The organism is Bradyrhizobium sp. Ses1, from assembly GCF_059512365.1.
The window spans coordinates 244,081-270,516 of sequence record NZ_JCAMOQ010000005.1 but is presented as its reverse complement, the minus strand read 5'-3'; the positions used below and the strand labels follow the sequence as shown (position 1 = coordinate 270,516).

25 protein-coding genes are annotated in these 26,436 nt (G+C 62.9%); 13 read left to right on the top strand and 12 right to left on the bottom strand.

Features of this window, described 5'->3' with window-relative positions:
- Positions 1-160: 160 nt before the first annotated feature.
- Together gyrA and AC5ZG5_RS09565 are read right to left on the bottom strand one after the other, a co-directional pair.
- The gene (gene gyrA, locus AC5ZG5_RS09570) at positions 161-2,899 is read right to left on the bottom strand and encodes a DNA gyrase subunit A (protein WP_456644335.1); all 2,739 of its coding nucleotides are present in this window, start codon (positions 2,897-2,899) and stop codon (positions 161-163) included.
- 414 nt (positions 2,900-3,313) lie between these two features.
- Positions 3,314-3,811 (bottom strand): single-stranded DNA-binding protein, encoded by a 498-nt coding sequence (locus AC5ZG5_RS09565; RefSeq protein ID WP_028165563.1) that lies wholly within the window; start codon positions 3,809-3,811, stop codon positions 3,314-3,316.
- 451 nt (positions 3,812-4,262) lie between these two features.
- Here AC5ZG5_RS09565 and AC5ZG5_RS09560 point away from each other — a divergent pair, with 451 nt between their 5' ends.
- The 4 genes from AC5ZG5_RS09560 to AC5ZG5_RS09545 all read left to right on the top strand — a co-directional run bounded on the left by AC5ZG5_RS09560 (position 4,263) and on the right by AC5ZG5_RS09545 (position 9,751).
- A complete protein-coding gene (locus tag AC5ZG5_RS09560; protein WP_028165564.1) occupies positions 4,263-5,018 on the top strand; it encodes an outer membrane protein in 756 nt (251 codons plus the stop codon).
- 306 nt (positions 5,019-5,324) lie between these two features.
- Entirely contained in the window at positions 5,325-8,300 is a 2,976-nt protein-coding gene (gene uvrA / locus AC5ZG5_RS09555; protein ID WP_130226931.1) for an excinuclease ABC subunit UvrA, read from the top strand.
- 123 nt (positions 8,301-8,423) lie between these two features.
- Complete coding sequence (locus AC5ZG5_RS09550; protein ID WP_456644336.1) at positions 8,424-8,828, top strand: hemerythrin domain-containing protein; 405 nt, start codon at positions 8,424-8,426, stop codon at positions 8,826-8,828.
- Between the two features lie 269 nt (positions 8,829-9,097).
- Positions 9,098-9,751 carry an HAD-IA family hydrolase gene (locus AC5ZG5_RS09545; protein WP_456644337.1) on the top strand — a complete coding sequence of 218 codons (654 nt, stop codon included), beginning with the start codon at positions 9,098-9,100 and terminating at the stop codon, positions 9,749-9,751.
- Positions 9,752-10,054: 303 nt separating this feature from the next.
- Here AC5ZG5_RS09545 and AC5ZG5_RS09540 read toward each other — a convergent pair whose 3' ends face one another.
- The 4 genes from AC5ZG5_RS09540 to AC5ZG5_RS09525 form a co-directional block, all read right to left on the bottom strand.
- Positions 10,055-10,987: a YVTN family beta-propeller repeat protein gene (locus AC5ZG5_RS09540; RefSeq protein ID WP_456644338.1), complete on the bottom strand. Its 933-nt coding sequence runs from the start codon at positions 10,985-10,987 to the stop codon at positions 10,055-10,057.
- 2 nt (positions 10,988-10,989) lie between these two features.
- Complete coding sequence (locus AC5ZG5_RS09535) at positions 10,990-11,532, bottom strand: SRPBCC family protein (protein WP_456644339.1); 543 nt, start codon at positions 11,530-11,532, stop codon at positions 10,990-10,992.
- Between the two features lie 155 nt (positions 11,533-11,687).
- Positions 11,688-12,479, bottom strand: coding sequence for an AAA family ATPase (locus AC5ZG5_RS09530; protein WP_456644340.1), 792 nt, complete (start codon positions 12,477-12,479; stop codon positions 11,688-11,690).
- A 14-nt stretch (positions 12,480-12,493) separates the two neighbouring features.
- A complete protein-coding gene (locus AC5ZG5_RS09525; protein ID WP_456644341.1) occupies positions 12,494-13,276 on the bottom strand; it encodes an AAA family ATPase in 783 nt (260 codons plus the stop codon).
- A gap of 92 nt (positions 13,277-13,368) precedes the next feature.
- Here AC5ZG5_RS09525 and AC5ZG5_RS09520 point away from each other — a divergent pair, with 92 nt between their 5' ends.
- Positions 13,369-13,707: a hypothetical protein gene (locus AC5ZG5_RS09520; RefSeq protein WP_456644342.1), complete on the top strand. Its 339-nt coding sequence runs from the start codon at positions 13,369-13,371 to the stop codon at positions 13,705-13,707.
- Positions 13,708-14,652: 945 nt separating this feature from the next.
- Here AC5ZG5_RS09520 and AC5ZG5_RS09515 read toward each other — a convergent pair.
- The 3 genes from AC5ZG5_RS09515 to AC5ZG5_RS09505 all read right to left on the bottom strand — a co-directional run bounded on the left by AC5ZG5_RS09515 (position 14,653) and on the right by AC5ZG5_RS09505 (position 17,700).
- Positions 14,653-15,519, bottom strand: a complete 867-nt coding sequence (locus tag AC5ZG5_RS09515; RefSeq protein WP_456644343.1) for a PCC domain-containing protein — start codon at positions 15,517-15,519, stop codon at positions 14,653-14,655.
- A gap of 2 nt (positions 15,520-15,521) precedes the next feature.
- The gene (locus AC5ZG5_RS09510; protein ID WP_456644344.1) at positions 15,522-17,162 is read right to left on the bottom strand and encodes an acyl-CoA synthetase; all 1,641 of its coding nucleotides are present in this window, start codon (positions 17,160-17,162) and stop codon (positions 15,522-15,524) included.
- A gap of 133 nt (positions 17,163-17,295) precedes the next feature.
- Positions 17,296-17,700, bottom strand: coding sequence for an SPW repeat protein (locus AC5ZG5_RS09505; RefSeq protein ID WP_028165573.1), 405 nt, complete (start codon positions 17,698-17,700; stop codon positions 17,296-17,298).
- 200 nt (positions 17,701-17,900) lie between these two features.
- Between AC5ZG5_RS09505 and AC5ZG5_RS09500 the strand changes: the two genes are divergently transcribed.
- Together AC5ZG5_RS09500 and AC5ZG5_RS09495 are read left to right on the top strand one after the other, a co-directional pair.
- Positions 17,901-18,191, top strand: a complete 291-nt coding sequence (locus AC5ZG5_RS09500; protein ID WP_464348265.1) for a GNAT family N-acetyltransferase — start codon at positions 17,901-17,903, stop codon at positions 18,189-18,191.
- Between the two features lie 17 nt (positions 18,192-18,208).
- The gene (locus AC5ZG5_RS09495) at positions 18,209-18,481 is read left to right on the top strand and encodes a GNAT family N-acetyltransferase (protein WP_028165575.1); all 273 of its coding nucleotides are present in this window, start codon (positions 18,209-18,211) and stop codon (positions 18,479-18,481) included.
- A 15-nt stretch (positions 18,482-18,496) separates the two neighbouring features.
- Here the strand turns inward: AC5ZG5_RS09495 and AC5ZG5_RS09490 are convergent, their stop codons facing one another.
- Positions 18,497-19,288: a fumarylacetoacetate hydrolase family protein gene (locus AC5ZG5_RS09490; protein WP_456644346.1), complete on the bottom strand. Its 792-nt coding sequence runs from the start codon at positions 19,286-19,288 to the stop codon at positions 18,497-18,499.
- Positions 19,289-19,376: 88 nt separating this feature from the next.
- Positions 19,377-19,772: a DUF3597 domain-containing protein gene (locus AC5ZG5_RS09485; RefSeq protein ID WP_456644347.1), complete on the bottom strand. Its 396-nt coding sequence runs from the start codon at positions 19,770-19,772 to the stop codon at positions 19,377-19,379.
- 297 nt (positions 19,773-20,069) lie between these two features.
- Between AC5ZG5_RS09485 and AC5ZG5_RS09480 the strand changes: the two genes are divergently transcribed.
- Positions 20,070-20,978 carry a DUF2189 domain-containing protein gene (locus tag AC5ZG5_RS09480; RefSeq protein WP_456644348.1) on the top strand — a complete coding sequence of 303 codons (909 nt, stop codon included), beginning with the start codon at positions 20,070-20,072 and terminating at the stop codon, positions 20,976-20,978.
- 215 nt (positions 20,979-21,193) lie between these two features.
- Positions 21,194-22,006, top strand: a complete 813-nt coding sequence (locus tag AC5ZG5_RS09475) for a lytic murein transglycosylase (protein ID WP_028165579.1) — start codon at positions 21,194-21,196, stop codon at positions 22,004-22,006.
- 152 nt (positions 22,007-22,158) lie between these two features.
- On the opposite strand, the gene AC5ZG5_RS09470 is transcribed toward AC5ZG5_RS09475, so the two are convergent.
- A complete protein-coding gene (locus tag AC5ZG5_RS09470) occupies positions 22,159-22,422 on the bottom strand; it encodes a hypothetical protein (protein ID WP_028165580.1) in 264 nt (87 codons plus the stop codon).
- Positions 22,423-23,255: 833 nt separating this feature from the next.
- Here AC5ZG5_RS09470 and AC5ZG5_RS09465 point away from each other — a divergent pair.
- From AC5ZG5_RS09465 to AC5ZG5_RS09450, 4 genes are all read left to right on the top strand, one after another.
- Positions 23,256-23,408, top strand: coding sequence for a DUF1127 domain-containing protein (locus AC5ZG5_RS09465; RefSeq protein WP_080663824.1), 153 nt, complete (start codon positions 23,256-23,258; stop codon positions 23,406-23,408).
- A gap of 126 nt (positions 23,409-23,534) precedes the next feature.
- The gene (gene trmFO / locus AC5ZG5_RS09460) at positions 23,535-24,968 is read left to right on the top strand and encodes a methylenetetrahydrofolate--tRNA-(uracil(54)-C(5))-methyltransferase (FADH(2)-oxidizing) TrmFO (protein WP_456644349.1); all 1,434 of its coding nucleotides are present in this window, start codon (positions 23,535-23,537) and stop codon (positions 24,966-24,968) included.
- Positions 24,969-24,971: 3 nt separating this feature from the next.
- Positions 24,972-26,075, top strand: coding sequence for a serine/threonine protein kinase (locus AC5ZG5_RS09455; protein WP_456644350.1), 1,104 nt, complete (start codon positions 24,972-24,974; stop codon positions 26,073-26,075).
- Positions 26,076-26,150: 75 nt separating this feature from the next.
- Complete coding sequence (locus AC5ZG5_RS09450) at positions 26,151-26,426, top strand: DUF1488 family protein (protein WP_208822843.1); 276 nt, start codon at positions 26,151-26,153, stop codon at positions 26,424-26,426.
- Positions 26,427-26,436 lie beyond the last annotated feature (10 nt).

Genomic DNA, 26,436 nt, shown 5'->3' with positions numbered 1-26,436 from the left:
CTGACAACAGCCGCCCTGACGTCGCGCGTCGCGACATTGGCTTTCGCTGGAGTTGGTGAAGTCCGTAGCTGTAGCCCGGGTGGAGCGAAGCGCAACCCGGGGATTCCATCCTTACCCACGAAGGTCCCGGGCTACGCTTGCGCTTCACCCGGGCTACGGGTCATTGGCCGCCGTTTCCGTTGCCGTTCTCGCCATTCTCGCTGTCGTCGCCGATATGCTCGACCGAGACGACATGCTCGTCGTCCGCGGTGTCGAATACGATGACGCCCTGGGTCGAGCGGCCGGCGATGCGGATGTCGCCGACGGGGCAGCGGATGAGTTGCCCCTTGTCGGTCACCAGCATGATCTGGTCGGCCTCCTCGACCGGGAACGAGGCCACCAGCTTGCCGTTGCGGCTGTTGACACTCATGGCGACGATACCTTTGCCGCCGCGGCCGGTCGTGCGGTACTCGTAGGACGACGTCCGCTTGCCGTAGCCGTTTTCGGACACCGTCAGCACCACCTGCTCCTGCGCCGACATATCGACATAGCGCTCCTGCGAGAGCTGGATCGCGCCTGTGGCCTCCTCGGCCTCGGTCTCGACCGGCTCCTCGGTGGTCGCTTCGCCTGCGACCGCGCGGCGCATCTTCAAGTAGGCCGAGCGCTCGTCCGAGGTCGTCTCGACATGGCGCAGGATCGCGAGCGAGATCAGCTTGTCGCCTTCGGCCAGCGAAATGCCGCGCACGCCCATCGAGGTGCGGCCGGTGAAGACGCGCACATCGGTGACGGGGAAACGGATGCACTGGCCGCCGGCGGCGGTCAGCAGCACGTCGTCATGCTCGGTGCAGATCTGCACGTCGACGATCGCCTCGCCCTCCTCCAGCTTCATGGCGATGATGCCGGAACGGCGGACGTCGACGAAGTCGGACAGCTTGTTGCGACGGACGTTGCCGCCGGTGGTGGCGAACATCACGTCGAGATTCTTCCAGGAGGATTCATCCTCCGGCAGCGGCATGATGGTGGTGATCCGCTCGCCCTGCTCCAGCGGCAGGATGTTGATCAGCGCCTTGCCGCGCGCATTCGGCGCGGCCATCGGCAATCGCCACACCTTTTCCTTGTAGACCTGGCCGCGCGAGGAGAAGAACAGGACCGGCGTGTGGGTGGAGGCCACGAACACGCGGCTGACGAAATCCTCGTCGCGGGTCTGCATGCCGGCCCGGCCCTTGCCGCCGCGGCGCTGGGCGCGATAGGTCGACAGCGGCACGCGCTTGACGTAGCCGGCGTGCGACACGGTCACCACCATGTCTTCGCGCTGGATCAGATCCTCGTCCTCGACCTCGCCTTCCTGCTCGACGATAACAGTCCTGCGCGGGGTGGCGAACTCGGCCTTCACCTCGGCAAGCTCGGTCTTGACGATCGCCTGCACCCGGGCGCGCGAGCGCAGGATGTCGAGATAGTCGGAGATCTCGGCGGCGAGCTTGGTGAGTTCCTCGCCGATCTCGTCGCGGCCGAGCGCGGTGAGGCGCTGCAGCCGGAGGTCGAGGATTTCCCTCGCCTGCTCCAGCGAAAGGCGGATGGTGCCGTCCGGATTGATGCGGTGGCGCGGATCGTCGATCAGCGTGATCATGTCTTCGACGTCCCGCGCCGGCCAATCGCGCGACATCAGGGTTTCGCGCGCGGCCGCCGGATTCGGCGAAGAGCGGATGACGCGGATGACCTCGTCGATATTGGCAACCGCGATGGCCAGGCCCACCTGGAGGTGTGCGCGGTCGCGCGCCTTGCCGAGCAGGTATTTGGTTCGCCGGGTCACCACCTGTTCGCGGAAGTTGACGAAGATCGTCAGCAGATCTTTCAGGTTCATCGTCTGCGGACGGCCGGAATCGAGTGCCAGGATGTTGGCCGGGAAGTTGGTCTGCAGCGGCGTGAAGCGGTAGAGCTGATTCAGCACCACGTCCGGCATCGCCTCGCGCTTCAGTTCGATCACGACGCGGAAACCTTCGCGGTCGGATTCGTCGCGCAGGTCGGAAATACCCTCGATCTTCTTCTCGCGGATCAGCTCGCCGATCCGCTCGACCATGTTCGCCTTGTTAACCTGGTACGGGATCTCCGTGATGATGATCGCCTCGCGATCCTTTCGCAGGGTATCGATCGTGACCTTGCCGCGCATCACGATCGAGCCGCGGCCGAGATGATAGGATGCTCGGATGCCCGCTCGACCGAGGATGATGCCGCCGGTGGGGAAATCCGGCCCCGGAATGATGTTGATGAGGTCGTCGATGGTGAGCGCCGGGTTGTCGATCAGCGCCACACAGGCGTCGACGACCTCGCCGAGATTGTGCGGCGGGATGTTGGTGGCCATACCGACGGCGATGCCGCCCGCGCCATTGACCAGGAGGTTCGGAAACCGCGTCGGCAATACCGACGGCTCTTGCTCGCTGTTGTCGTAGTTGGGCTGGAAGTCGACCGTGTCCTTCTCGATGTCCGCCAGCACAGCCTCTGCCGCCCGCGTCAGGCGTGCTTCGGTGTATCGATAGGCCGCCGGCGGATCACCGTCGACCGAGCCGAAATTGCCTTGGCCGTCGATGAGCGGCACGCGCATCGAAAAATCCTGCGCCATGCGCACCATGGCGTCGTAAATCGACTGGTCGCCGTGCGGGTGATACTTACCGATGACGTCGCCGACCACGCGCGCGGACTTGACGTACTTCTTGTCCGGCGTATGCCCCTGGTCGTACATCGAATACAGGATGCGGCGGTGGACCGGCTTGAGCCCGTCACGCGCATCGGGGAGCGCCCGCGCCACGATCACGCTCATGGCGTAGTCGAGGTAGGACTTCTTCATCTCGTCGAGGATGGAAACGGGACGAATGTCGGAGGGCCCCGACGGCTCGCCGGGCTTGTCGTCTTCAGGTTCTGACAAAGGGGGAATCCGGGTCGGTTCTACTGCAGAATCATATAGCGTATCGGGGGCCCGACCACCACCCCGGAACGGCCTCGGCGACCGGTTTTTCCCTTCGTTTTTTCATAGACTTACGGGGTCGACCGGCGCGCCGCGGGAACACCCCAGCGGCGTGCGGCAAGGCGCCCTCCGAGGTCAGGAAACCGCCCGCGGGCCGTTGGCGGCGCCCGCATCGCCCCGCCCTGTCGGTTAGATCGATTTCCTCACAATTCACATTAACCGGAGCCACAAGCAACCCGGCCGCGGCATATCAAGCAATATCAATCGCTTGACGCTGATACCTGCAGTCATTGAAGAGGACAAGTTCGACGCGAGCTGTATCGCGCGAGGGAGATTTTCATCCTCACGCGATCTTTCCGGCAGCGTGCAGCTCGATCAGAACGGGATATCGTCGTCCATGTCGTTGTTGTTGCGGGCGCCGGCCGGCACGGCGCGGCGTGGCGCGGAACTCGAGGGGCCGCTGACGCCGAAATCGCCGCCACCGCCACCCATGTCGTCGGAGAAGCTGCCGCCACCGCCGCCCCTGCCGTCCAGCATCGTGAGGTTGGAGTTGAAGCCCTGCAGCACCACTTCGGTCGAATATTTCTCGACCCCGCTCTGATCGGTCCATTTCCGGGTCTGGAGCTGGCCCTCGACGTAAACCTTGGCGCCCTTCTTCAGATATTGCTCGGCGACCTTGGCGAGCCCTTCATTGAAGATGACGACACGGTGCCACTCGGTCTTTTCCTTGCGCTCGCCGGTGGCCCGGTCGCGCCAGGTCTCGGAGGTCGCGACGCTCAGATTGGCGATCGGACGGCCGTCCTGGGTCCGCCGGATTTCCGGGTCCTTGCCGAGATTGCCCACCAGAATGACCTTATTTACGCTTCCCGCCATCGCCGCTCTCCACTCAATCGCTGGGCCGGCCGGTTACACGGCGGCCACATTCAGTCTTCGCTAACCACATCTTACATTGCTGACGGACCTATACGCTCGCCGACACCGTCGGGCGCAGCCATTCCCCGTCCATTACGCGGTTATCCACATATAGCACCAGCCGCGCCATTGTTCCAGTTTTGTTCCATGCAACTTGACGTAATCGTGGTGACATTGTGGCCCAAATTTGGTGCAGACAGGATGGAACCCGAAATCGACTCTCGGGTTCCATAAAACATCAAGAGAATCATTAGCTTGTGTTCCCGGTACTTCGCCGTGAAGTGTTGCGTTTCGGCGACGGTATTTCCGGTTGAATCGGAGTATATGCCTAAAACGACGGCGCGGCGCTCGCGTCTTTAATACCGTAACGCTTCGGGACCAAATTGAAGCGAACAAAGGCTGGAGAGCTACGATGAAGAAGTTTTTGCTTGGAACGGTTGCCTTGGTTGCGCTGGCTGCGCCCGCCTCGGCTGCCGATCTTGCCGCGCGCCCTTATGTCAAGGCGCCGCCGGCGCCCGTCGCCGTCGTCTACGACTGGACCGGGTTCTATATCGGCGGCAACGGCGGCTGGGGAACGAGCCGCAACCGCTGGGACGTCCTTGGTTTCAGTGACGGCTCCCATAACGCCGACGGCGGCACTGCTGGTGGTCAGATCGGCTATCGCTGGCAGACCGGAACCTGGGTGTTCGGTGTCGAAGGCCAGGGCAACTGGGCTGACTTCAAGGGCAGCAACGTCAGCCTGCTGACGGGCATCGACACCAACGAGACCAGGGTCGACGCCTTCGGCCTGATCACCGGCCAGATCGGCTATGCTGCCAACAATGTGCTGTTCTACGTCAAGGGCGGCGCGGCCGTGGTCGCCGATCGCTACCGCGTGCGTGACGCCTTCACCGGTTTCCCGATCACCAACGACATCAACGACACCCGCTGGGGAGCCTCGGTTGGCGCTGGCATCGAGTACGGCTTTGCGCCGAACTGGTCGGTCGGCGCCGAGTACAATCACATCTTCCTGGGCAATCGCTCCTACGATTTCATCAACAATGGCTTCGCCGGCCCGGCCGGCAGCCTCTTCGCCACCGAGAATATCAAGCAGGACATCGACCTCGTCACCGTCCGCGTGAACTACAAGTTCGGCCTCGGCGGCGCTCCGATCATCGGGCGGTACTGATCTCGCGATCGGATATCAATCTTAAGAAAAGGCCGGCCTTGTGCCGGCCTTTTTGTTTGCGTGTCGTTAGTTCCGAGCCGCTCATCTGCGAAGCTCCGCTTGCGCGAGCCCCTCTTGCTGCCAGCTACTGCCAAAGCTGCACGCAGGAAATGCGATCAAACAAATCGTTGATGATTCGCGCTGAGCACTGGAAATCGTCGCCCGTTCTTCCTATGTTCCGGCATCACCCCATCGGCGCCGTGGTAGGGATTTCCGACGACGCGCGCCCATAACGTGGCGCGCTTACAAGCGCCTGGAAATGCCGATATGGATGAAGTGCTCAGGGCGAAGCGCCAACCGACCGCCGGCTCCTCAACGCGTGCCATCACGATCCGCGGCGCGCGGGAGCACAATCTCAAGAACATCGACGTCGAGATTCCCCGCGACAAGCTCGTCGTTTTCACCGGCCTGTCCGGCTCCGGCAAGTCCTCGCTTGCCTTCGACACCATCTATGCCGAGGGCCAGCGCCGCTATGTCGAATCGCTGTCGGCCTATGCCCGCCAGTTCCTGGAGATGATGCAGAAGCCTGATGTCGACCAGATCGACGGCCTCTCGCCCGCCATTTCGATCGAGCAGAAAACCACCTCGAAGAACCCGCGCTCCACCGTCGGCACTGTCACCGAGATCTACGACTACATGCGCCTGCTCTGGGCCCGCGTCGGCGTGCCCTATTCGCCGGCCACGGGATTGCCGATCGAGAGCCAGACCGTCTCGCAGATGGTCGATCGCGTGCTCGCCTTGCCTGAGGGCACTCGCCTCTATCTGCTTGCGCCGGTCGTGCGCGGCCGCAAGGGCGAGTACCGGAAGGAGCTCGCCGAATATCTCAAGAAGGGTTTTCAGCGCGTCAAGATCGACGGCACCTTCCATGAGCTCGCCGAAGCGCCGAGCCTCGACAAGAAGTTTCCGCACGACATCGACGTCGTCGTCGACCGCATCGTGGTGCGCCCCGACATCGGTCAGCGTCTCGCGGAGAGCTTTGAGACCGCGCTCAAGCTTGCCGAGGGCCTTGCGGTGATCGAATTCGCCGACGCCCCGGCGGCAGCTCCCGCGGAAGAAAAGAAGAAGACCGCAAAGATCCACGACAAGAGCGGACCGGAACGCATCCTGTTCTCGGAAAAGTTCGCCTGCCCGGTCTCCGGCTTCACCATCCCCGAGATCGAGCCGCGGCTGTTCTCGTTCAACAATCCCTATGGCGCCTGCCCCGCCTGCGGCGGCCTCGGCATCGAGCAGCATGTCGACGAGGACCTCGTCATTCCCGACAAGGATCTGTCCCTGCGCAAGGGCGCGATCGCGCCGTGGGCCAAGTCCTCCTCGCCCTATTACCTGCAGACGCTGACCGCGCTCGGCAAGCACTACAAGTTCACGCTCGACACCAAGTGGAAGGACCTGGCGAAGAAGACGCAGAACGCCATCCTGCACGGCTCCGGCGACGACGAGATCAAGTTCTCCTATGAGGACGGCGTCCGCTCCTACGACACCAAGAAGCCGTTCGAGGGCGTCATCACAAACATCAACCGTCGCTACCGCGAGACCGAGAGCGAGTGGGCGCGCGAGGAGCTGGCGAAATATTTCACCGACATTCCTTGCGCCGCCTGCAGTGGCTATCGCCTCAAGCCGGAAGCGCTGTGCGTCAAGATCGGCGGCAAGCACATCGGTGAGATCGCCGACCTCTCGGTGAAGCGCGCCGGCGAGTGGTTCGAGACCGTGCCGGAAGCGCTGAACACGCAGCAGAACGAGATCGCCGCGCGCGTGCTGAAGGAGATCCGCGAGCGGCTCACCTTCCTGCTCGACGTCGGCCTCAACTATCTCACGCTGTCCCGCTCCTCCGGCACATTGTCCGGCGGCGAAAGCCAGCGCATCCGACTCGCGTCCCAGATCGGCTCGGGGCTGACAGGCGTGCTCTATGTGCTGGACGAGCCCTCGATCGGCCTGCACCAGCGCGACAATGCGCGGCTCCTGGATACGCTGAAGCGGCTGCGCGACCTCGGCAACACCGTGGTCGTGGTCGAACATGACGAGGACGCGATTCGACTGGCCGACTACGTCCTCGACATCGGCCCGGGCGCCGGCATGCATGGCGGCCACATCGTCGCCCAGGGGACGCCCGCCGAGATCATGCGCAATCCGAAATCGCTGACCGGCAAATATCTCACCGGCGAGCTTTCGGTGCCGATCTCCGACCGGCGGCCGCCAAACCATCGCCGCACCATCAAGGTCGTCAACGCCCGCGGCAACAACCTGAAGAACGTCACGGCGGAGATTCCGCTAGGGCTGTTCACCTGCATCACCGGCGTCTCCGGCGGCGGCAAGTCGACGCTCCTGATCGACACGCTCTACAAGGCGATCGCGCGCAAGCTCAACAATGCCAGCGAAGCCGCCGCGCCGCACGACCGCATCGAGGGCCTGGAGCATATCGACAAGATCATCGACATCGACCAGTCGCCGATCGGCCGTACCCCGCGCTCGAACCCTGCGACCTATACCGGCGCCTTCACGCCGATCCGCGAATGGTTCGCCGGCCTGCCCGAGGCCAAGGCACGCGGCTACGAGCCCGGGCGCTTCTCCTTCAACGTCAAGGGCGGCCGCTGCGAGGCCTGCCAGGGCGACGGTGTCATCAAGATCGAGATGCACTTTTTGCCCGACGTCTACGTCACCTGCGACGTCTGCAAGGGCAAGCGCTACAACCGCGAGACGCTGGAGGTGCTGTTCAAGGGCAAGTCGATCGCCGACGTGCTCGACATGACCGTGGAAGAAGCCGCCGATTTCTTCAAGGCGGTGCCGCGCGTCCGCGAAACCTTCCAGACCCTGCACCGCGTCGGTCTCGACTACATCCATGTCGGCCAGCAGGCGACCACGCTATCGGGCGGTGAAGCCCAGCGCGTCAAACTGGCAAAGGAGCTGTCAAAGCGCGCCACCGGCCGCACGCTCTACATCCTGGACGAGCCGACCACCGGCCTGCACTTCCACGATGTGGCAAAACTGCTGGAGGTGCTGCACGAGCTGGTCGCCCAGGGCAACACGGTCGTCGTCATCGAGCACAACCTCGAAGTCATCAAGACCGCCGACTGGGTGATCGACCTCGGCCCCGAAGGTGGCGACGGCGGCGGCGAAATCGTCGCCTGGGGTCCGCCGGAGGACATCGCCAAAGCGCCGCGCAGCTACACCGGCAAATTCCTGGCGCCGGTGCTGAAGAAGGCGAACAGTAAGCCACGCAAGAGCAGCGCGAGCGAAGCAGCGGAGTGAGGGTTTTCCGACGCTTCGGACGCGTTCCGGTGCAAATCGGTTCCGACCTTGATCTAACGCAATACCACGATGATTTGAGCGTCTACTTTTCTGCGATGATTCACCCCCTTGTGGATCACCGCAATGATCATCGAGCTGCTAAGCCAAGAGCACCGCAACATTGAACGGCTGCTTGCCGTCCTCGAGCACGAGCTGGATATTTTCGATCGCTCGGGCCGACCGGACTACGAGGTCATCCGCGCCATCATCGCCTATTTCGAAGTCTATACTGAGATGTACCACCACGCTCAGGAAGACCGCGTCTTCGCCAAGCTGAAAATTCGCGATCCCGCTGCCGTGGAGAAGATCGGCGATCTCGCGCATGAGCACCGGGAAGGCGCCAAGCCCGCGTCGCCAAAGCCGTCGACGGCGTGCTTGCCGATCGCGAGTTCCTTCGTCAGGACGTGGACCGCATCGTTCGCGATTTCCTGGAGCATGAGCGGCGTCATATCAGGATGGAAGATCGTGATTTCTTTCCGGCCGCGCTGAAGGCATTGCAGTCCGAGGATTGGACCGAAATCGCGTCAGCCTTGTCCCCCCACAAGGATCCGCTATTCAGCGACGCCACGGAAGCCAGGTTCGATGCGCTGCGGGCCCATATCCTGCAACTCGAACAGGAGGCCGAAGCCGAGCGACGTTAGTGCAACTGCCATCTGGCGGCATGCGGCAACAGCCAATGCCGATCGCAGCTTTGCGACTGCTTTTCCATTTGTTAATTTCGCAATTGTCTCGGCGCGTGCTATCTCTTCTCCCGCCGAATGCCCTACTCCCTTGTCATCTTCGACCTCGACGGCACGCTTGCAGACAGCTTTCCCTGGTTCCTGCGCAACGTAAACGATGTTGCCGACCGCTTCGGTTTCCGCCGCGTCGCGGACGAGGACGTCGAAGAGCTGCGGCATGCCGGCTCGCGCGAGATCGTCGCGCGGCTTGAAGTGCCGATGTGGAAGATACCCATCATCGCCCGGCATATGCGCCGGCTGAAAGCGGAGCACCTGGCCGATATCGAACTGTTTCCGGGTACCGAAACCATGCTGCGCACACTCAAGGACGGCGGCCTGCAACTGGCGCTGGTCAGTTCGGACAACGAGGCGAACGCACGCCGGCTGCTCGGCGAGACTACGGCGCTGTTCTCCTCGTTCGATTGCGGCGCGTCGATCTTTGGCAAGGCCGCTAAATTCAGCCGCGTCCTCAAGCGCGCCGACCTAGCGCCGTCACAGGTGATTTCGATCGGCGACGAAACCCGCGACATCGAAGCCGCGCGCGCCGTCGGCATCGCCTGCGGCGCCGTGTCGTGGGGCTATGCGGCGCCCGCCAAGCTGCGGGCGCTCGGGCCCGACCTGATGTTCGAGCGAATGGAGGATATTGCTTCGTCCCTTTGCGGCGGCGCCGAAGGGCGGGTTACGCTTCGCTAATACGGGCCTAGGCACGAACCTCCATCCGCGCGTTAGAGCATGATGAGATCAGGTCGAGTTGGCGCCACGTCGGAGGTGCCTTACCTCTCCCCGTCGGGGAGAGGTCGGATCGCATCGTGAGATGCGATCCGGGTGAGGGGGATGAGCTCGATCGAGAACCATAACCCCTCACCCGGCGCTGCGCCGTAGCCGAAGCTATGCTTCGGCGTGTCTTATGACGGCCGCCGAAGGCGGCCTATGCCTCTCCCTATGGGAGAGGTGGACAACCGCGGTCACGCCGATTCGAAGACAAGTCATCCCGCTCTAGTGCCGCAGAAAAGCACCGAACGCGCGCGGACCGTCGCCGACCTTGGTCTCGCCGATCACCTTAAGCTCGGCCGCATCGATGACGCTGAGCGTGTTGCTCTCCCAGTTTGCCACGACGACGCGACGCGCATCCGCCGTCGCGGCGATCCCTTCCGGATAGTCACCGACGCTGATGCGCTTGATCGGCGCCAGCGTCGCGAGATCGAACACGCTGACGGTGCCGTCATATTGGTCGGTAACGAAGCCCCGGCCTTGCGCTAGCGCAACCGCATAGGGGCGCAGGCCGGCCTTCACACGAGCGATCTCACGGCCCTCTGCGAGATCGATGACCGACACGTCGTTCGATTCGACATTGGCGGTGTAGGCGCGCCGGCCTTCCGCATCGATGGTGACTCCGAACGGGTGCATCCCGACCTTGATGACCGCCCGCCGGTCGCGCGTTGCGGTATCGATGACGGACACAGTGTTGTCGTCGCGGTCCGCCGAGAGCAAGAGCCGGCCGTCGGGCGTCACCGCGAGGCCCGAGGGCGATGCGCCGACCGCGATATCAGCGACAACGCGCAGCGCCAGCGGATCGATCACCCGCACCGCTGCGGCATGCCAGTCAGCAACATAGACCGCCGCGCCATCCGGCGATACCGCGACACCGAGCGGACCGCCGCCGACTATGACCTGCCCGACGACCTGGCGCGCGGCGGCATCCACCACCGTGAGCGCCTTGGCCTCGGGGCTCGTCACATAGGCGAAGCGTCCATCCAGCGTGACGGCAACGCCGGCAGGCTTGCCGCCAATCGCGATGGTCGCGACCGGCTGCACCGTTGCGAGGTCCACGACCGTCAGGTTTTCGCTGAGCTGATTGGTGACGAACGCCTCCTCGGCGGAGGCCGAGCCGATGCTGGCGACCACAGCCGCCAGAACGATGGCCCGCACGATCAGCTTCCGCTCTCGACCTTCTTCTTCAGCGCCTCAAGCCCCGAACGATAAAGCCCGCTCACCGCCTTCACCGCGGCCTCATCGTTCAGCTCGGGCGGCGGGTCGTTGTTGGGATAGCCGCGATAAAAGGCGCCGGCCCATTCCAGGACGCTGCCCTTGCCGTCGGCGCCTGGCGATATCGTCAAGGTCGAGGAATAGTTGGTGACCGGCAGCACCTTCACGTCGACCGCCGTAATCCGGTACGAATAGCTCAACTTCTCGGCGTCGTATTTGTAGAGCTCCTCGTCCATCGTGCCGCCGCTCGCAAGCGTCAGCCGCCGGGTGGCGCCGATCTCGTTGCCCTTCTCACCTTCGGTCTTGCTGACCGGCTGCAACCAGCTCATGTCCTGAAAATTCCCGATCACCGCCCACACCTTTGCAGGCGGCGCGCTGATCTCGATCGATTCCCGCACCTTTTGCCGGGTCGGTCCATGGGCCCAAGCTACCCCTACCACAGCCAGCGCCGCCACCACGGCTCCCACCTTCGCGATCGTCACTCTCATGTCGTTTCCCCATTTATCTTATCTGGCGGCCCGCAGGCGCGCGGGCTGCCATATCGTAAGGCATTTTCAAACCAAACGCGGCTGGTTTGTGGCGCGGGCGGGAGCGGTGCTGGACCAGAAAGACGAGCGCCCCGCGGGTCAGCGCCCTGCTCGCCTCACTCCTCGATCGCCGCCTCGACGAACCCATGGGGATCATCGCAGAACTCGCGCATGACCCTGTAATAATCCGTGTCCTTCACGTTCACCGGCTCGAGTCCGTATTTCGACAATCGCAACAGCGTCGCATTTGGATAGGCCATCAGGATCGGCGAATGCGTGGCCATGATGATCTGGCATTGGCCGCTCTCGTCCATCCGGCGCATCAGCTTCAGGAATTCGATCTGGCGCGAAGGCGACAGCGCGGATTCCGGTTCATCGAAGATGAAGATGCCCTGCCGCTGGCAGCGTTCTTCGAAGAAATAGAGGAAGCCCTCCGCGTGGGAATAGGAGAGATAGTCGGGTGCCGATTGCCTGGCCTGCCCGCCAAGCAGTTGTTCAGCTTCCTGCGCGGCGCGATCCAGGTGTCTTGCGACCGAAAAGAACGTCTCTGCCCTGAAAAACCAGCCGTAGTTGACCTTGGGTAACCAGCCGGCATGCAGGGCAACCGAAAGATCTTCGCCGGTCACTTCGATGGCGTCGGAATGATCGACCAACCTGTGTCCCTTGCCGCCCCCACCGCTGTCGAATCCGGCAAGCGCTGCGATGCCTTCGAGGATGGTCGATTTGCCGGTCCCGTTCTCGCCGGCGATGATGGTGATGGCGGACTCGAAACTCAGATCGAACTCGTCCCTGAAAATGGGAAGGCAGAATGGATAGGCGTCCCAATCCGGAACGAGGGAGCGATCGAGCCAGACCCGCTTCAGATAAGGCGCAGGAAGATTGATCGTGCGGTTTCGCTTTCGGCCCATGTCGCCGCCCCCCTCTATTCCGCGATTGCCGCGTTCACGAAGCCCTTCGGATCCGCGTAGAACTCGCGCATCACCTTGTAGTGGTCGGTCTGCTCGACGGTAACAGGCTCGAGCCCGTATTTCGTCAGCCGGAGCAGCGTTGCGTTGGGATAGGCCATCAGCACCGGCGAATGCGTGGCCATCAGCACTTGGCAATGTCCTGTTACGTCCATGCGGCGCAGCAGTTTCAGGAATTCGATCTGGCGCGCAGGCGACAGCGCCGATTCCGGCTCGTCGAAGATGAAGATGCCCTGACGCTGGCACTGCTCGTTAAAGAAACGCAAAAAGCCTTCGCCGTGAGAATGGGAGAGGAAGTCTGGAGGGATGCCGCGACCCACTCCCGGAATAAATTCGTTGTTGACCTCGTCCAGATATCTCGCAACCGAAAAGAAGCTTTCCGCCCGGAAGAACCAGCCATTGGTGATTTTCGGCAACCAGCTTGCGCGAAGCGCGGTCGACAATTGCCCGCCCATCTTCTCGATCGCCTTCGAGTGATCGACCGGCATGTAGCCATTTCTGCCGCCGGCCTCGTCGAAGCCGGCCAGCACCGCTATACCTTCCAAGAGCGTCGACTTGCCGGTGCCGTTCTCGCCCACGATGATGGTGATCGCACGATCGAAGCTCAGCTCGAAGTCATCCCGCAGTAATGGCAGGCAGAACGGATAAGCCTCCCGGTCCGTGATGCGGGACGGATCGAGCCAGACGCGCCTGAGGTAGGGCGCCGGCAGATTGATCGTTCGGCTTCTTCGCGAGGCCATGGGCGCACCTAACAACCGACGCAGTTCAGAGCTTCAATCCCGGGATGATTATCTGGCACAGATCACGGAACACAACAAGAACGATCCTGCCGATGAGCGTCCGCCGCGCGCCGAGCGCCACCTACGCTCTTTTCCGCAAAGCCATTCTCGGCGAGCAGCAGGTCGTCTGCACTTACGAGGGCCGGCCGCGCGAGCTTTGCCCGCACATCATCGGCACCAACAAATCAGGCGAAGAAGTCGTGCTGGCCTGGCAGTTCGCCGGCGAGAGTTCAGGCATGCTCCCGCAATGGCGCTGCCTGCGGCTCGCCAATGTGCGCGATGCCCGCCTGCCCAAAGGCCGCTGGCACGAAGGCGGCTCGCACCGCACCGAGCAGAGGTGCGTCAGCAACATCGATCTCGACATCAACATCCACGTCCGCGGGCGGCGGTGACGATGCTTGCGTCCTAGCCGCCCGCGCAATGCCAGACCCTCATGGTGAGGAGCGCGTAGCGCGTCTCGAACCATGAGGCTCCGATCTCGCCCGCGGCCATCCTTTGAGACGCCGCGCGAGGTGCGGCTCCTCAGGATGAGGACTGAGCACGTGGTCTCGTATGTCGCCCGAGCGAAAATTCTCCTGCGATATCAATATGATTTTCCTCGTCCAGTCGCCCGACGAAAAACATTCCGCTTCGTTCTCACCGCAAATCACCTTAGAAACCGCACCGTCCCGCCTCCACTTGGAGGGGCGTATCGCGATCGTCACGGACGTTGGAAGCGGGATGCGATGGACGTGGCTGTGTCAGGCGCGCAAAGCGCCGGACGAATGGCGTAGCTGCGTACGGCGAAGTCGTGTGGTCCTGGCGCCCCGACGCTGGCGCTAAGCGCGCGAGCAGCAAGAGCTGCCGCGGGCGACGGTGGCAAGAAAGCCCGGTCACCGGGGAGAGTACGAAGTAAGCCGTAAAGCCGTCGCGCAGGGAAAGCCGGTGTGATCCCGGTTGAACCTGTGGTCCTACCCCCGTGCTTTTTGTTGCACGGGACCCATGGGTGCAATCGGCGCCCGGCTTTCCCTGCGCCCTCTGATCTCGAGGAGGGTGGAAAGTGAAGCAAACCTCGGACGCAATGCGCCGCGAGAACGCGGACGCACACCCTCTCTCAAACTCCAGCGTCATGCCCGCGAAGGCGGGCATCCAGTAACCCGCGGCCTCTCGGCTCAAGCACGATGGCCTCTGGAATACTGGATCGTCCAGTCAAGCCGGACGATGACAGCGGAGAGCTGTTTGAAATTTGAATCGGAATCGTAGGGTGGGTAGAGCGAAGCGAACCCGCCATGCGGCCGCTTGCTATGAAGTCGATGGATTTCGCTTCGCTCTACCCATCCTACAACGTCGGAGAGAGCCTACTCCTCGTCCAGCACTTCGAGCACGAGCTCCATCGTCATCAGCATTGGATTGTCGCCGCGCACCAATTTCCCTTCGGCGATGCCCCCGAGATAGTCGACCAGCGCGATCTCGAGCTCGGCTTCAAGTTGGCCATCGGCATCGGGAGCGATCGTGCCGGCTCGGACCGCGAGCTCGGTCGCGAACGGCACCACTGTGCGGCCATCGGTGAAGCAGGCACCGATGGTCGAACCGACGCCGCCATGCAGGCGCGCGTGCAGGATGCCATGCTGGCGGCAAAACTTCTCCAGCGCGCAGGCAAAATCCTGGTTCGGGCGCAGCCGCAGCGCAAAGGCGCGGCTGGCGGTCTCAGCACTGGTCGCCTGGCGCGGCACCGGGCCGAACAGTTTGAAATTGGTCTCGGCATCAGGCTCGGCGACAAACATCGCGCCATTGAGACCGAAGGCCTGCACCTCGAAAGGTTCGGCGACCACCGTCTCCTCCGGCAGCATATGGCCGCCGTTGAAGCGGCCGTCAGCCTCGGTCCACAATCCGTGGCAGTGGAAGAACGGCGCACCGTCGCGCTCGCCCAGCGTCATCGTGGCGAACTTGAGCCGGGTGATGCCATCAGGGCGAAATGTCTCGCTGTAGAATGCGGCGTTGGCGCCGGTCTTCGACAGTGCCGGCATCACGTAGGCGAACGGGCCGAGCGCGCCGCCGCTTGCGCTCAACACGCCGCCGGAAAACCCTTCCGCCGCGAAGCCGCGGCGCGCAGCTTCAAGCAGCGGAATGCCGGCCTGCAGCGTAAACGAAAACGCGCGCCCTCGCGCTTCGACCCATTGAATGCGCTCGCGCGCGATGGGACCCGGTTGGGCGATGCTGTGCATCGTCAGGTCTGCTTGGTGGAGATGTCGAGCAGCCCGCGCGCTTCCAGCTCATCGCGGATCAGGCGCTTGGGTATCTTGCCGTAGCCCGACTTCGGCAGCGCATCCCAGAAGAAGAAGCGCTTCGGCATCTTGTAGCGCGGCACCTTCGGCGCAAGATACGCGGCAAGCTCCGCCTCGCCGACCGCGCTGGCGCCCTCGCGCGCGACGCAGACGGCAACCCCGACCTCGCCCCAGAAGGGATCGGGCACGCCGAGCACCGCGACCTCGCCGACAGCCGGATGCGTCAGGATCTTCTCCTCGATCTCGCGCGGATAGATGTTGGAGCCGCCGGAGATGTACATGTCGGACGCGCGGCCGGTGATGTAGACAAACCCTTCCTCGTCCATGTGGCCGAGATCGCCGGTGCGAAACCAGCCGTCGCGAAACGCCTTCGCATTGGCTTCGGGGTTGTCGTAGTAGCCCGCGAACACTGCCGGGCCGATCACGCAGATCTCCCCGGTCTCGAACGGCTTCAATTCGTGTCCCTGGTCGTCCTGGATCGAGACCTGCATGCCGACGCGCTCAAAGCCGCAGGTGCCGATCCGCGCATGCGGGCCGTCCTCGGGATCGTGCAGCGCCGGCGGCAGCACGGTGATGTTGCCGGTGACCTCGCCAAGGCCGAAATACTGCACCAGCACAGCGCCGAGCTTCCGCATCGCCAGCTTCTGGTCCTCGCGATACATCGGCGCCCCCGCATAGATCACGTGACGCAGCGAGGAATGGTCGAACTGGTCGACGGCGGGATGCTCGACCATCATCTTCAGGATCGTCGGCACGGTGAAGAGATTGCTGACGCGATGCTGCTCGATCAGCCGGAATGTCTCGGCGATATCGAATTTCTCCGATGGCAGCAGGATGGTCGGCACGCCGCGCGCGGCCTGCATAAGCTGATGGATGCCGGCGCCATGCGACAGCGGCGCGACCACGATCGAGGCATCCTGCTCGCTCACGCCGGGCGTCAGGTCGGCGAGATGGTTTGTCACCACGAAGGCCATCTGACCATGGGTCAGCACGGCGGCCTTGGAGCGGCCGGTGGTGCCGGAGGTGAAGAAGAACCAGCAGGGATCGTCATGCTCGACCGCGACATTATCGACCTTCGCGCCGGCATGCGCCGCGATCGCGTCGCTGACGGTCCGCTCGCCAAAGCTCCCCTCCTCGCCGATCCGCCAGGTGAATTGCAGCGCCGGATTGGCGACGGCCGCGGCGTGCTCGGGAAAGTCGCCGTGGCAGAGGAAAGCCTTGGCGCCGGAGGCTGCGGCCAGATAGGCGACCTCGTCGGGCATCAGGCGGAAATTGGTCGGGACCCAGACCGCGCCGAGGCGGAAGGCGGCGAACATCGACCAGAACATCTCGTCGCAGTTCTTGGAGTGGACCAGGATGCGGTCACCCTTGCCGATGCCCCGCGCCGCCAGCTCAGCGGCAAGTACTGAGACGAGGCCATCGATCTCGCGCCACGTCCAGCTTCGGTCCTGCCAAATGAACCCTGCGCGATCGCCATGCCGGCGCGCATTCTGGGTCACGATATGCGCCAGGTTCATGACCCGGCGCGACATCCGCAACTGGCCGCCGCGCGGCGTGGCCGCGCTACCCGTCTCTCCGCTCATTTCCGTCCCATCGGGAATTTCATCACGCGGGGCTTCTCGCCACCCCTCTGCGGTTTATCGCCTCCGCACGGTGTTCGGCAAGGGCGGACCCGGCGCCTCCGGCTGCCCAGCCACCGCTCCGCGACGAGGGCGCTCACTGCGGATGGTCGGCGAGTTCCTGGTCGCTCCTGCCCCAGTCCTGCCAAAGCTGCAGCGCACCCAGCAGAACCACCAGCGCGCCGAGGATGCCGTGCCACACCTGCAGCAGGGTGTCGCCGGAATAGCCGAACAGGAACGGCGAAGCGATCAGCCAGCAGCCGAGCACGATGGCTGCCACCTCCTCCCAGCGCTGCAGGGCGACATATTCGAGCTGGGCCAGGCCGAACACCAGCATGCCAATCACGAAGGTGTTGAGGATCATGATGCTGCGGTCGGCGTCGACGACGTCGCGGCCGGCCTGCATCGGAAACCACGGCGAGACCACGATCAGCACGCCGAGCAGCATGCCGAACCAGTCCTCCCAAGGTCTATGGGTGCTAAAGAAACGCTTATCCGACATGGTAGACCTCCCTGGAAAAGAGGCATACGTCAGCAGCCAGCGATTATGACATTGCAGGACCAAACGACCATCTGGCCGCTTCGGGGCGTATGTCTTGAAAAAAACCTAGGCCGGTTATGATCGGCTTGCAAGGCGGGCGATTGCCATTTCGCGGGACAACCACGGGGCGATGCCGCGATGCAAACAACGGGAATGAGATAATGGATGGACGTGTGAACGAAGCCGTAGTCAACAACCCCGGGCGCAAGCGCTACGAGCTCGCGGCCGACGGACATATTGCCGCGACCTACTACGAGAAAGCGGATGGTGTGATCACCTTTATCCACACCGAAGTGCCGCCGGCGCTCGGCGGCAAGGGTATCGGCTCAAAGCTGATCCGCGGCGCGCTGGACCAGGTGCGCGCCGAGGGCTTGAAGGTGATCGCGCAATGCCCGTTCGTGAAGGCCTTCATCGAGAAACACGCGGATTACCAGGATCTGCTGAAACACTGAAAGCGTAGACATCAGACATGACATCGGTCCGCAATAACAGCGCACAAAGCCGCTTCGAACTCGACGTCGAAGGCGGCGTCGCCTTCGCAAACTACCGCGCGACGCCGTCGGCCATCATCATCACCCACACCGAGACGCCGCGTGCGCTGCGCGGCCGCGGCATCGCCTCCGAACTCGTCAAGGGCGCGCTGGAATTGATCCGCGCCGACGGCCACAAGGTGATCGCCGGCTGCGGCTTTGTCGTCGACTATCTCAGCAAGCACCCCGAATATCGGGATCTCGTGGCGTGAGAGTCGGGCGGCCTGCTACACGATCCGGATTGACACGTCCGGCAGGCCCTCGAGCTTGCACAGCAGCACGTCGCCCTTGACCACCGGGCCGACATTTTCCGGCGTGCCGGAATAGATGATGTCGCCAGCCTTCAGCTCGAAGGCTTCCGACAGTTTTGCGATCTGCTCGGCGACGCTCCAGATCATGTTCCGCAGGTCCGAGTTCTGCCTGACGGTGCCGTTGACCGCGAGCGAGATTGCGCCTTTGGTGAAATGTCCGGTCTTGGAAGCCGGATGGATCGGGCCGATCACGGCAGCGTGGTCAAAGCTCTTGCCGATCTCCCACGGCTTCTTTTCCGCGGCCATGCCGTTCTGCAGGTCGCGGCGGGTCATGTCGAGACCGAGCGCATAGCCGTAGACGTGATCCAGCGCGTTGTCGGCGGCAATGTTGGTGCCGCCGGATTTCAGCGCGGCGACGAGTTCGACCTCGTGATGATAGTTTTTCGTCAGCGACGGATAGGAATGATCGGCAACTGTCCCGATCGCAACATTCTGGATCGCATCGGTCGGCTTCTGGAAGAAGAACGGCGGCTCGCGCGTCGGATCGGAGCCGCGCTCGATCGCATGCGCGGCATAGTTGCGGCCGATGCAATAGATGCGGCGGACCTGGAATACCTCGGTCTCGCCGACAATCGGGATCGTCGTCGCCGTCACCGGAAACATCGCCTTCGGCCCAGCCTGCGCCTCAGCGGACGTAGCCTGCGCAGCCGTTCCCGCCAGCGCGAGCGCGCCGGTGGCCAGCATGGTCCTGCGATTGATCGTAGTCATGGGCGTTTCTCCTTCGTTGTTGTTAGCTGGGGTCAAAAAAAGGCCCGCGACGATCGCGGGCCTTCGAATCCTAAGTACGAGCGTCGCCTTAGTGCTTGATTTCCGGCGGCAGCTTGCCGCCATTGGCGGCAAGCTTGGTCATCACCTGCTTGTGCAGCCAGATGTTCATGCTCGCGGAATCATTGGTGTCGCCGGTGTAGCCAAGCTCCTTGGCAAGCTCCTTGCGCGCGGACAGGCTCGAATCGATGTCGAGCGCCTTCATCAAGTCGACGATCGATGTGCGCCACTCGAGCTTCTCCTTCTTCGCGGCGACGGCCGCATCCAAAATCGGAGCGACGTCGACGCTCTGCGCAGGCGCTGCAGCCGTGGCAGTCGGCGAGGCCCCGGCGGCGGGCGCGCTCCCCGTAGGCGCACCGCTAGCCGGCGCCGCAGTCGCTGTGCTGCTGCCGAAGATCGAGCTCATGATCTTTCCGAAAATGCTCATCGTTCACTCCAAAAAACTTGAGATGTGGTGTCAGGTGGTTCTCTCGGGGCTCTTTTCGACCGGCAGCACCCGCCGGGGTCGCAAAATGATTTTACCCGGACCAGCCAAGGTTGCCAATGCGACATTCACCGAAGCGTGAGCGCGTCTGTCCCGGTTTGGGAGTACCGTGGGATCTCAGTTCGCGACATGGCCGGTTGGGTGTCTTCGCGTCTGGCCTGTTCGTGATCGCTTAGGAGACGGCACGTCGTGCCCTCGCTGGCGGGCACAGAAATGCGGCCGCGCAGGGAGACAATGACTATGGCGACCTATCACGACAATGTCACATCATTGACGCAGAACGGACAGGAAGTCGCGATTGCGCCCGAGATTCGCATCATCGGTCTTGGCGATCTGCATCGCGCCCTGCAGCTCGGCTGGGAGGATTTCAAGGCCGTGCCAAGCCACGCCGTCATCTTGTGCGTGGTCTATCCGGTGTTGGGCCTGGTGCTTGCCCGCGTCGTGCACGGCTATTCCGTGCTGCCGCTATTGTTCCCGTTGGCCGCGGGCTTCGCCATGCTCGGCCCATTCGCGGCGATCGGTCTCTATGAACTCAGTCGCCGTCGTGAAAATGGCGAAGAACCTTCTGCATGGGACGCGATCGAGATCGTCCGCTCGCCGTCATTCGGCGCCATGCTTGGATTAGGCACGCTGCTGTTCGCACTGTTCGTGACCTGGATCGCCACGGCGCAGGCCATCTACGTCTCGGCATTCGGTTATGCGACGGCTGCGGGGATTCCCGACTTCTTCACGCAGGTGCTGACGACAACGCAAGGCTGGTGGTTGATCCTGGTCGGCTGCGGCGTCGGCTTCCTCTTCGCCCTGCTTGCGCTTTGCATCAGCGTGGTGTCGTTCCCGATGATGCTCGACCGTCACGCCACGACCGGTGAAGCCATAGTCACCTCGCTGCGCGCGGTCGCGCGCAATCCGCTACCAATGGCCGCCTGGGGCCTGATCGTTGCGGCATTGCTGGTGCTGGGAACGCTGCCTTTCTTCCTCGGCCTCGCCGTTGTCATTCCCCTGCTCGGCCATGCCACCTGGCATCTCTACCGGCAGGTGATCGTTCCCGATCCCAATGTGCGACCGCTCCCGCCGCGCCCGCGCGAGCGCAAGCCTGCCGCCGACTTCCCCGCCAACCTATTCCCATGGCGGCGGAAGGACAGCGCGTAGATCTTCGGCAAATCCATTCATCTCCGGCCTGGTGCGCGAGCACCGGATCGGAGATGCGCAGGGGCCAGCTCCAAAATATGTTATCGCCCCGGCATGATGGATTGACTTGCTCGCGTAACGCCCAGAAGCCTTGTTTTGGCCGCTGTTGCCGCAAACATTTTGGTAGCGTTTCGAGATTAGTGTCGATGGTGCGTCGACATGGAGTGAATGATTTCATGAGCTTTCGCTTTTCCCTCCGGACTGCGCTGGGAGCCCTGCTCCTGACCCTCAGCACGCCTTCGTTCGCTGCGACCTGCGGCAGCGGCTCGTTCGATACGTGGCTGGACGACTTCAAGAAGGAGGCGGCATCGAAGGGGATTTCGCAGTCCGCGATCCAGGTCGGCCTGAACGGCGTCACCCTCGACAAGAACGTGCTCACGCGCGACCAGTCGCAGAAGGTGTTCAGTCAGACTTTCGAGGAATTCTCGGGACGCATGGTGCCGCCCCGCCTCACCCGTGGCGCCAACATGATGAAGCAGTACGGCTCGGTGCTGTCCCGCATCGAGGAGGCGTATGGCGTGCCAGGCGAAGTACTGGTGGCGATCTGGGGACTGGAGACCGATTTCGGCGTCAACATCGGCAAATTCCCGACGATGCGGGCGCTGGCGACGCTCGCCTATGATTGCCGCCGCTCCGATATGTTCAGGGCCGAGCTTCTGGATGCGCTCCGCATCATCGAGCGCGGCGATGTCCCTGCGCAGGAACTGCGCGGCGCATGGGCCGGCGAGATCGGCCAGACCCAGTTCATGCCGTCGAACTACATCAAATTCGCAGTCGATTTCGACGGCAATGGCCGCCGCGATCTCCTGCACAGCGCGCCCGATGTGCTGGCTTCGACCGCGAATTTCTTCGCCAACCATGGCTGGCAACGCGGCAAGAATTGGGAGCCAGGCAATCCGAACTTCGCGGTAATCCAGCAATGGAACAAGAGCGAGGTCTACGCCCGGACCGTCGCCTATTTTGCCACCCAGCTTACCCGAGCGCCCTAAAGCGTTTGCGAGCGAAGCATGCCCTCGGACTTGATCCGAGGGTGGACGCCGGTTCGCGTCAAGCAAACGCGTCAAAAAGAAATCTAACGCCTCTCTGTCTTTAAGGAGCCGATCGCCGCAGGACGATCGGCACCTTCGAGAAGCCTTGCCTCCTACTTCGCCTCGCCGGCGTGCATGGCCTTGTTCAGATGCGCCGCGCACACGCCCATCTTGCCACCGAGCAGAGCGTCCTGGGCTTGGGCAATCTCCTTTTGCGCCACGATTTTGCCTGGACCGTCCGCCATGTTCTCGACCATAGATTCAGTCTTGGTGAGATTGTCGCCGCTGCAGCCGGCGCTCACCTTGGCGGCGTGGGCAGGAATGGCCGCGTAAGCAATGGCAGCCATCGCAGTCGCTGCAATCAGTTTGTTGCGCATTGGTACTTTCCCCATTTTCCGTATTATTTGAACGGAAGCCGACGTCATTGCCGGAATCCGTGACAACGATTGTTCGCCCATCATCGAAAAGTTCAGAATGAATTCCGCGCGATAGAGATGTGATCGACGCTGCGAGCAAAGCACGCATGCGTTGCATCGACTTTTCATTACAGCTTGGTAAGGAAACGCCGCGTAAGAGATCGTTGCCGCTAGCCCGGTGCGACGTGCCGTCTCCTCTCCTCACGAAACCGAATTCCCGCGGACCGGGAACTGCGGGTTCAGCGTCGGCGACGAGCCCTTCGGGTTGCGAACATCCTTGGGTGACTACGCTGAGGGGTGGACGGTCTGCCAGACGATGATCGTGCGCCTGGCTTCGGGCGCGCGGTCCGACGCCAACTCCTAATGGCGAAGGAATGTTCTTCTAAATCTGCGTCAGAAGAAATGATTTTCCTTTCATTTCTAAGCGACGCATGCGAATCACGCATGAGAAGCGAGCCCTTGCGAGTTGACCTCCGGATGACGCCCATCGGGTTTCAACGTTTGATTTCGGCACTGATAGCAACGATATGCTTTAGGGGCGACAGAGACGCTATTCTTGTAACAAGCTAGTGATTTTACGGGCCTTTTCTGATCTTCGACAGGCCTCACACCGGGGGCGCTCGCGCCTTCTCGGGCAGCCCCATGAAGGGTTAATCGACCCTTACTTTGTCATGCATTTTTCACTTAGCTGCATCGCAACATAAGCGCTACCGCACCGCATCAACTCAACTTATGTTCACTTCATCAACGATGACGCTGCCGAAACGCTGAATCGTAATTTCTAGGAGACTACCATGTTACTCTCGCTCATCCGCATGATCCGGGCTTTCCGGGATTATCAGCGTAATGTTGCCGAGCTGTCGCAGCTTAGCGATCGCGAGCTGGCGGACATCGGCCTCGATCGCTCCGATATCCCGCGCGTCGCCTCTGGGCACTACAACGGCTGATCGTTCGTCAGCCCATCAATGAACGGATAACGCCCGCTGCTTTACGCGGGCGTTCTCGTATTCTCTCCCCAGTTTCTCTGCCCGGTTTCAGATGCGCTCGCGGAAAAAACGCGCTAACCCTGCGCGATGACTGCGACCAAACCTTTTCCAGATCCTGTCCACATCATCGGCGCCGGCCTTGCCGGTTCCGAAGCCGCTTGGCAGGTGGCGAGCGCCGGCGGGCGCGTGGTGCTGCACGAGATGCGCCCGCAACGGATGACCGAGGCCCATCGCACCGATGGCCTTGCCGAGCTCGTCTGCTCCAATTCCTTCCGCTCCGATGACGCCGCCAACAACGCGGTCGGCCTGCTGCATGCCGAGATGCGCCGGCTCGGCTCGCTGATCATGCGCGCCGCCGATACCAACCAGGTGCCCGCCGGCGGGGCACTGGCGGTCGATCGCGAGGGGTTCTCCACGGCGGTCACCAAGGCCCTCAACGACCATCCCCTGATCGAGATTCGCCGCGAGGAGATCGCGGGCCTACCGCCCGCCGAATGGCGCAATGTGATCGTTGCGACAGGCCCCCTCACCTCGGCCCCGCTGGCGGGCGCCATCCGCGAGCTCACCGACGAAAGCGCGCTCGCCTTCTTCGATGCCATTGCGCCGATCGTGCACAAGGACTCCATCGACATGAACGTGGCGTGGTTCCAGTCGCGCTACGACAAGGTCGGCCCAGGCGGAACCGGCGCCGACTACATCAACTGCCCGATGACGAAGGAGCAGTATGACGCGTTCGTCGACGCGCTGCTGGCCGGCGAGAAGGTGGACTTCAAGGACTGGGAGACCAACACCCCCTATTTCGACGGCTGCCTGCCGGTCGAGGTGATGGCCGAGCGCGGGCGCGAGACGCTGCGGCACGGTCCGATGAAGCCGGTTGGCCTCACCAATCCTCACGATCCCACAACAAAGCCTTACGCGATCGTACAGCTTCGCCAGGACAACAAGCTCGGCACGCTCTACAACATGGTCGGCTTCCAGACCAAGCTGAAGCACGGCGCCCAGCAGCGCGTGTTCCGCACCATTCCGGGTCTCGAGCACGCCGAATTCGCCAGGCTCGGCGGATTGCACCGCAACACCTTCCTGAACTCGCCCAAGCTTCTGGATTCACAACTACGGCTGCGCGCCGAGCCGCGATTGCGCTTCGCCGGCCAGATGACCGGCTGCGAAGGTTATGTGGAGTCCGCCAGCATCGGCCTGCTCACCGGCCTCTATGCCGCAGCGAACGCTGGCGGCCATTCGCTGGCGCCGCCGCCTTCGACCACGGCGCTGGGCGCGCTGCTCGGCCACATCACCGGCGGCCATATCGAGACCATCGACACGGGTCCGCGCTCGTTCCAGCCGATGAACATCAATTTCGGCTTGTTCCCGCCTCTGGCCAGCCCGCCAACGAAGAAACCCGACGGCACGCGGCTCCGCGGCAACGAGAAGACGGTAGCGAAGAAGCAGGCGATGTCCGCCCGCGCGCTTGCCGATCTCGACCGCTGGATATCGGAGCATTTGCACGTCGCGGCGGCGGCTTGAGCCATGAGCTTGCCGAAACACGACGCCGCCACCCTGTCGGCGCGATGGCGCGAAGGAGTCCTGCTCAAGCGCGACGTGTTCTCGACCGTCGAGCGCGGCCGTTTCCGCATCGAGACCAGCGAAACCGATGCGGTGCTGCGCCGACTCGACCTGGTGCCGTTCTGGTCGTTTCCACTGGCGCTGCACCTGTTTTCGCGCGAGCGGCGCGCGCTATCGCTGGCGCGCGACCTCGACGTCGGACCGAAACTGCTGTGGGCGGGACAACGCGCGCTGGTACGCGGGTTCATCGACGGCGTGGCGCTGCACTTGGCCAAGCCACATGGCGATGTCGCCTATTTCCGCTCGGCCAAGGATGCGCTGCGCAGACTGCATCGCGCCGGCATCTGCCACAACGATCTCGCCAAGGAGCAGAACTGGCTGGTCGGCCGCAACGGCCGCGCCTATCTCACCGATTTCCAGCTCGCCGCCTGCTTCAAGCGCCGCAGCCGTCTGTTCCGCATCGCGGCCTATGAGGACTTGCGGCACCTGCTGAAGCACAAGCGCAGCTATGCGCCGGAGGCGCTGACCCCGAAGGAACGCAAGATCCTCGCACGCAAGTCCGTCGTCGCCAGCGTCTGGCTCAAGACCGGCAAGAAGGTCTACCAGGCGATCACCCGCGGACTCTTCAATTTCACCGATCGCGAAGGCGGCGGCCGGCGGCTGGTCAATGACGCGCCAGTCCTGATTGATCTGATCCGGAAGAACCCTGAAGTGCGCGACACCGCGATCGTCGCTTTCGCCGACCGCCGCGTCGGCGTCGGGCTCTATGCCTTTGTGGAAGCCGACGAGGCCGCGCTGGAGAAGAAGCTGCGCAACACGCTCGCCTCAGTCAAGGGTGTCAAGCCGCCCGAGCATATCCAGGTCGTCCATGCGCTGCCGCGCGATGCCGCGGGCAAGCCGCGCACCGAGATATTGCAGCTCGTGGCGATGAACCAGATCGACCTGATCGAGCCGATGATGCAGAACGAGACCGACCGCGCCTTCCTCAAGGACATCCTTGAGCAGCGCAAGAATCTTCGCGACCGATTCAATTTTGAGGTCGCGGAAATGGATCGGCTGACGCGGTAACCGTTCGGCATCGCCACCTCGACAATGCCATCCTTGCGAAGCACCTTTGGAATCGATCCCAAGGAGAGTGCTTCAATGCCGCTGACGCGTGGCAAGATTGGCGGACATGATTCCGAACGGCTCGCATTCACGTTCACGATGTTGAACGACGGCGAAGCCGTGGATTGTCAGATCAGCGACGCCGCGATGGACGAGCTTGCGGGGACGCGCGGCACGCCGAGCATCGCGCGGCAGGGGCAGTTTGTGTCGCTGCGCGACGAGATCGAGAAGATCGCGTCCGGCCTGTTCGATGCCGGCCCGGTCGTGAAAGGCCGCACGATCAGGATCTTCACCAAGCACATCGGCAAGTAATGCGCGCGGT

What these genes read in the sequence shown, in the direction of transcription:
- AC5ZG5_RS09450 (WP_208822843.1), top strand. Translation starts at nt 26,151, where the DNA reads ATGCCGCTGACGCGTGGCAAGATTGGCGGACATGATTCCGAACGGCTC.
- AC5ZG5_RS09535 (WP_456644339.1), bottom strand. Translation starts at nt 11,532, where the DNA reads ATGAGAGTGACGATCGCGAAGGTGGGAGCCGTGGTGGCGGCGCTGGCT.
- AC5ZG5_RS09560 (WP_028165564.1), top strand. Translation starts at nt 4,263, where the DNA reads ATGAAGAAGTTTTTGCTTGGAACGGTTGCCTTGGTTGCGCTGGCTGCG.
- AC5ZG5_RS09510 (WP_456644344.1), bottom strand. Translation starts at nt 17,162, where the DNA reads ATGAGCGGAGAGACGGGTAGCGCGGCCACGCCGCGCGGCGGCCAGTTG.
- trmFO (WP_456644349.1), top strand. Translation starts at nt 23,535, where the DNA reads ATGACTGCGACCAAACCTTTTCCAGATCCTGTCCACATCATCGGCGCC.
- AC5ZG5_RS09480 (WP_456644348.1), top strand. Translation starts at nt 20,070, where the DNA reads ATGGCGACCTATCACGACAATGTCACATCATTGACGCAGAACGGACAG.
- AC5ZG5_RS09545 (WP_456644337.1), top strand. Translation starts at nt 9,098, where the DNA reads ATGCCCTACTCCCTTGTCATCTTCGACCTCGACGGCACGCTTGCAGAC.
- AC5ZG5_RS09465 (WP_080663824.1), top strand. Translation starts at nt 23,256, where the DNA reads ATGTTACTCTCGCTCATCCGCATGATCCGGGCTTTCCGGGATTATCAG.
- AC5ZG5_RS09455 (WP_456644350.1), top strand. Translation starts at nt 24,972, where the DNA reads ATGAGCTTGCCGAAACACGACGCCGCCACCCTGTCGGCGCGATGGCGC.
- AC5ZG5_RS09500 (WP_464348265.1), top strand. Translation starts at nt 17,901, where the DNA reads ATGGATGGACGTGTGAACGAAGCCGTAGTCAACAACCCCGGGCGCAAG.
- AC5ZG5_RS09530 (WP_456644340.1), bottom strand. Translation starts at nt 12,479, where the DNA reads ATGGGCCGAAAGCGAAACCGCACGATCAATCTTCCTGCGCCTTATCTG.
- AC5ZG5_RS09495 (WP_028165575.1), top strand. Translation starts at nt 18,209, where the DNA reads ATGACATCGGTCCGCAATAACAGCGCACAAAGCCGCTTCGAACTCGAC.
- AC5ZG5_RS09525 (WP_456644341.1), bottom strand. Translation starts at nt 13,276, where the DNA reads ATGGCCTCGCGAAGAAGCCGAACGATCAATCTGCCGGCGCCCTACCTC.
- AC5ZG5_RS09470 (WP_028165580.1), bottom strand. Translation starts at nt 22,422, where the DNA reads ATGCGCAACAAACTGATTGCAGCGACTGCGATGGCTGCCATTGCTTAC.
- AC5ZG5_RS09520 (WP_456644342.1), top strand. Translation starts at nt 13,369, where the DNA reads ATGAGCGTCCGCCGCGCGCCGAGCGCCACCTACGCTCTTTTCCGCAAA.
- AC5ZG5_RS09505 (WP_028165573.1), bottom strand. Translation starts at nt 17,700, where the DNA reads ATGTCGGATAAGCGTTTCTTTAGCACCCATAGACCTTGGGAGGACTGG.
- AC5ZG5_RS09565 (WP_028165563.1), bottom strand. Translation starts at nt 3,811, where the DNA reads ATGGCGGGAAGCGTAAATAAGGTCATTCTGGTGGGCAATCTCGGCAAG.
- uvrA (WP_130226931.1), top strand. Translation starts at nt 5,325, where the DNA reads ATGGATGAAGTGCTCAGGGCGAAGCGCCAACCGACCGCCGGCTCCTCA.
- AC5ZG5_RS09515 (WP_456644343.1), bottom strand. Translation starts at nt 15,519, where the DNA reads ATGCACAGCATCGCCCAACCGGGTCCCATCGCGCGCGAGCGCATTCAA.
- AC5ZG5_RS09475 (WP_028165579.1), top strand. Translation starts at nt 21,194, where the DNA reads ATGAGCTTTCGCTTTTCCCTCCGGACTGCGCTGGGAGCCCTGCTCCTG.
- AC5ZG5_RS09490 (WP_456644346.1), bottom strand. Translation starts at nt 19,288, where the DNA reads ATGACTACGATCAATCGCAGGACCATGCTGGCCACCGGCGCGCTCGCG.
- AC5ZG5_RS09485 (WP_456644347.1), bottom strand. Translation starts at nt 19,772, where the DNA reads ATGAGCATTTTCGGAAAGATCATGAGCTCGATCTTCGGCAGCAGCACA.
- AC5ZG5_RS09550 (WP_456644336.1), top strand. Translation starts at nt 8,424, where the DNA reads ATGATCATCGAGCTGCTAAGCCAAGAGCACCGCAACATTGAACGGCTG.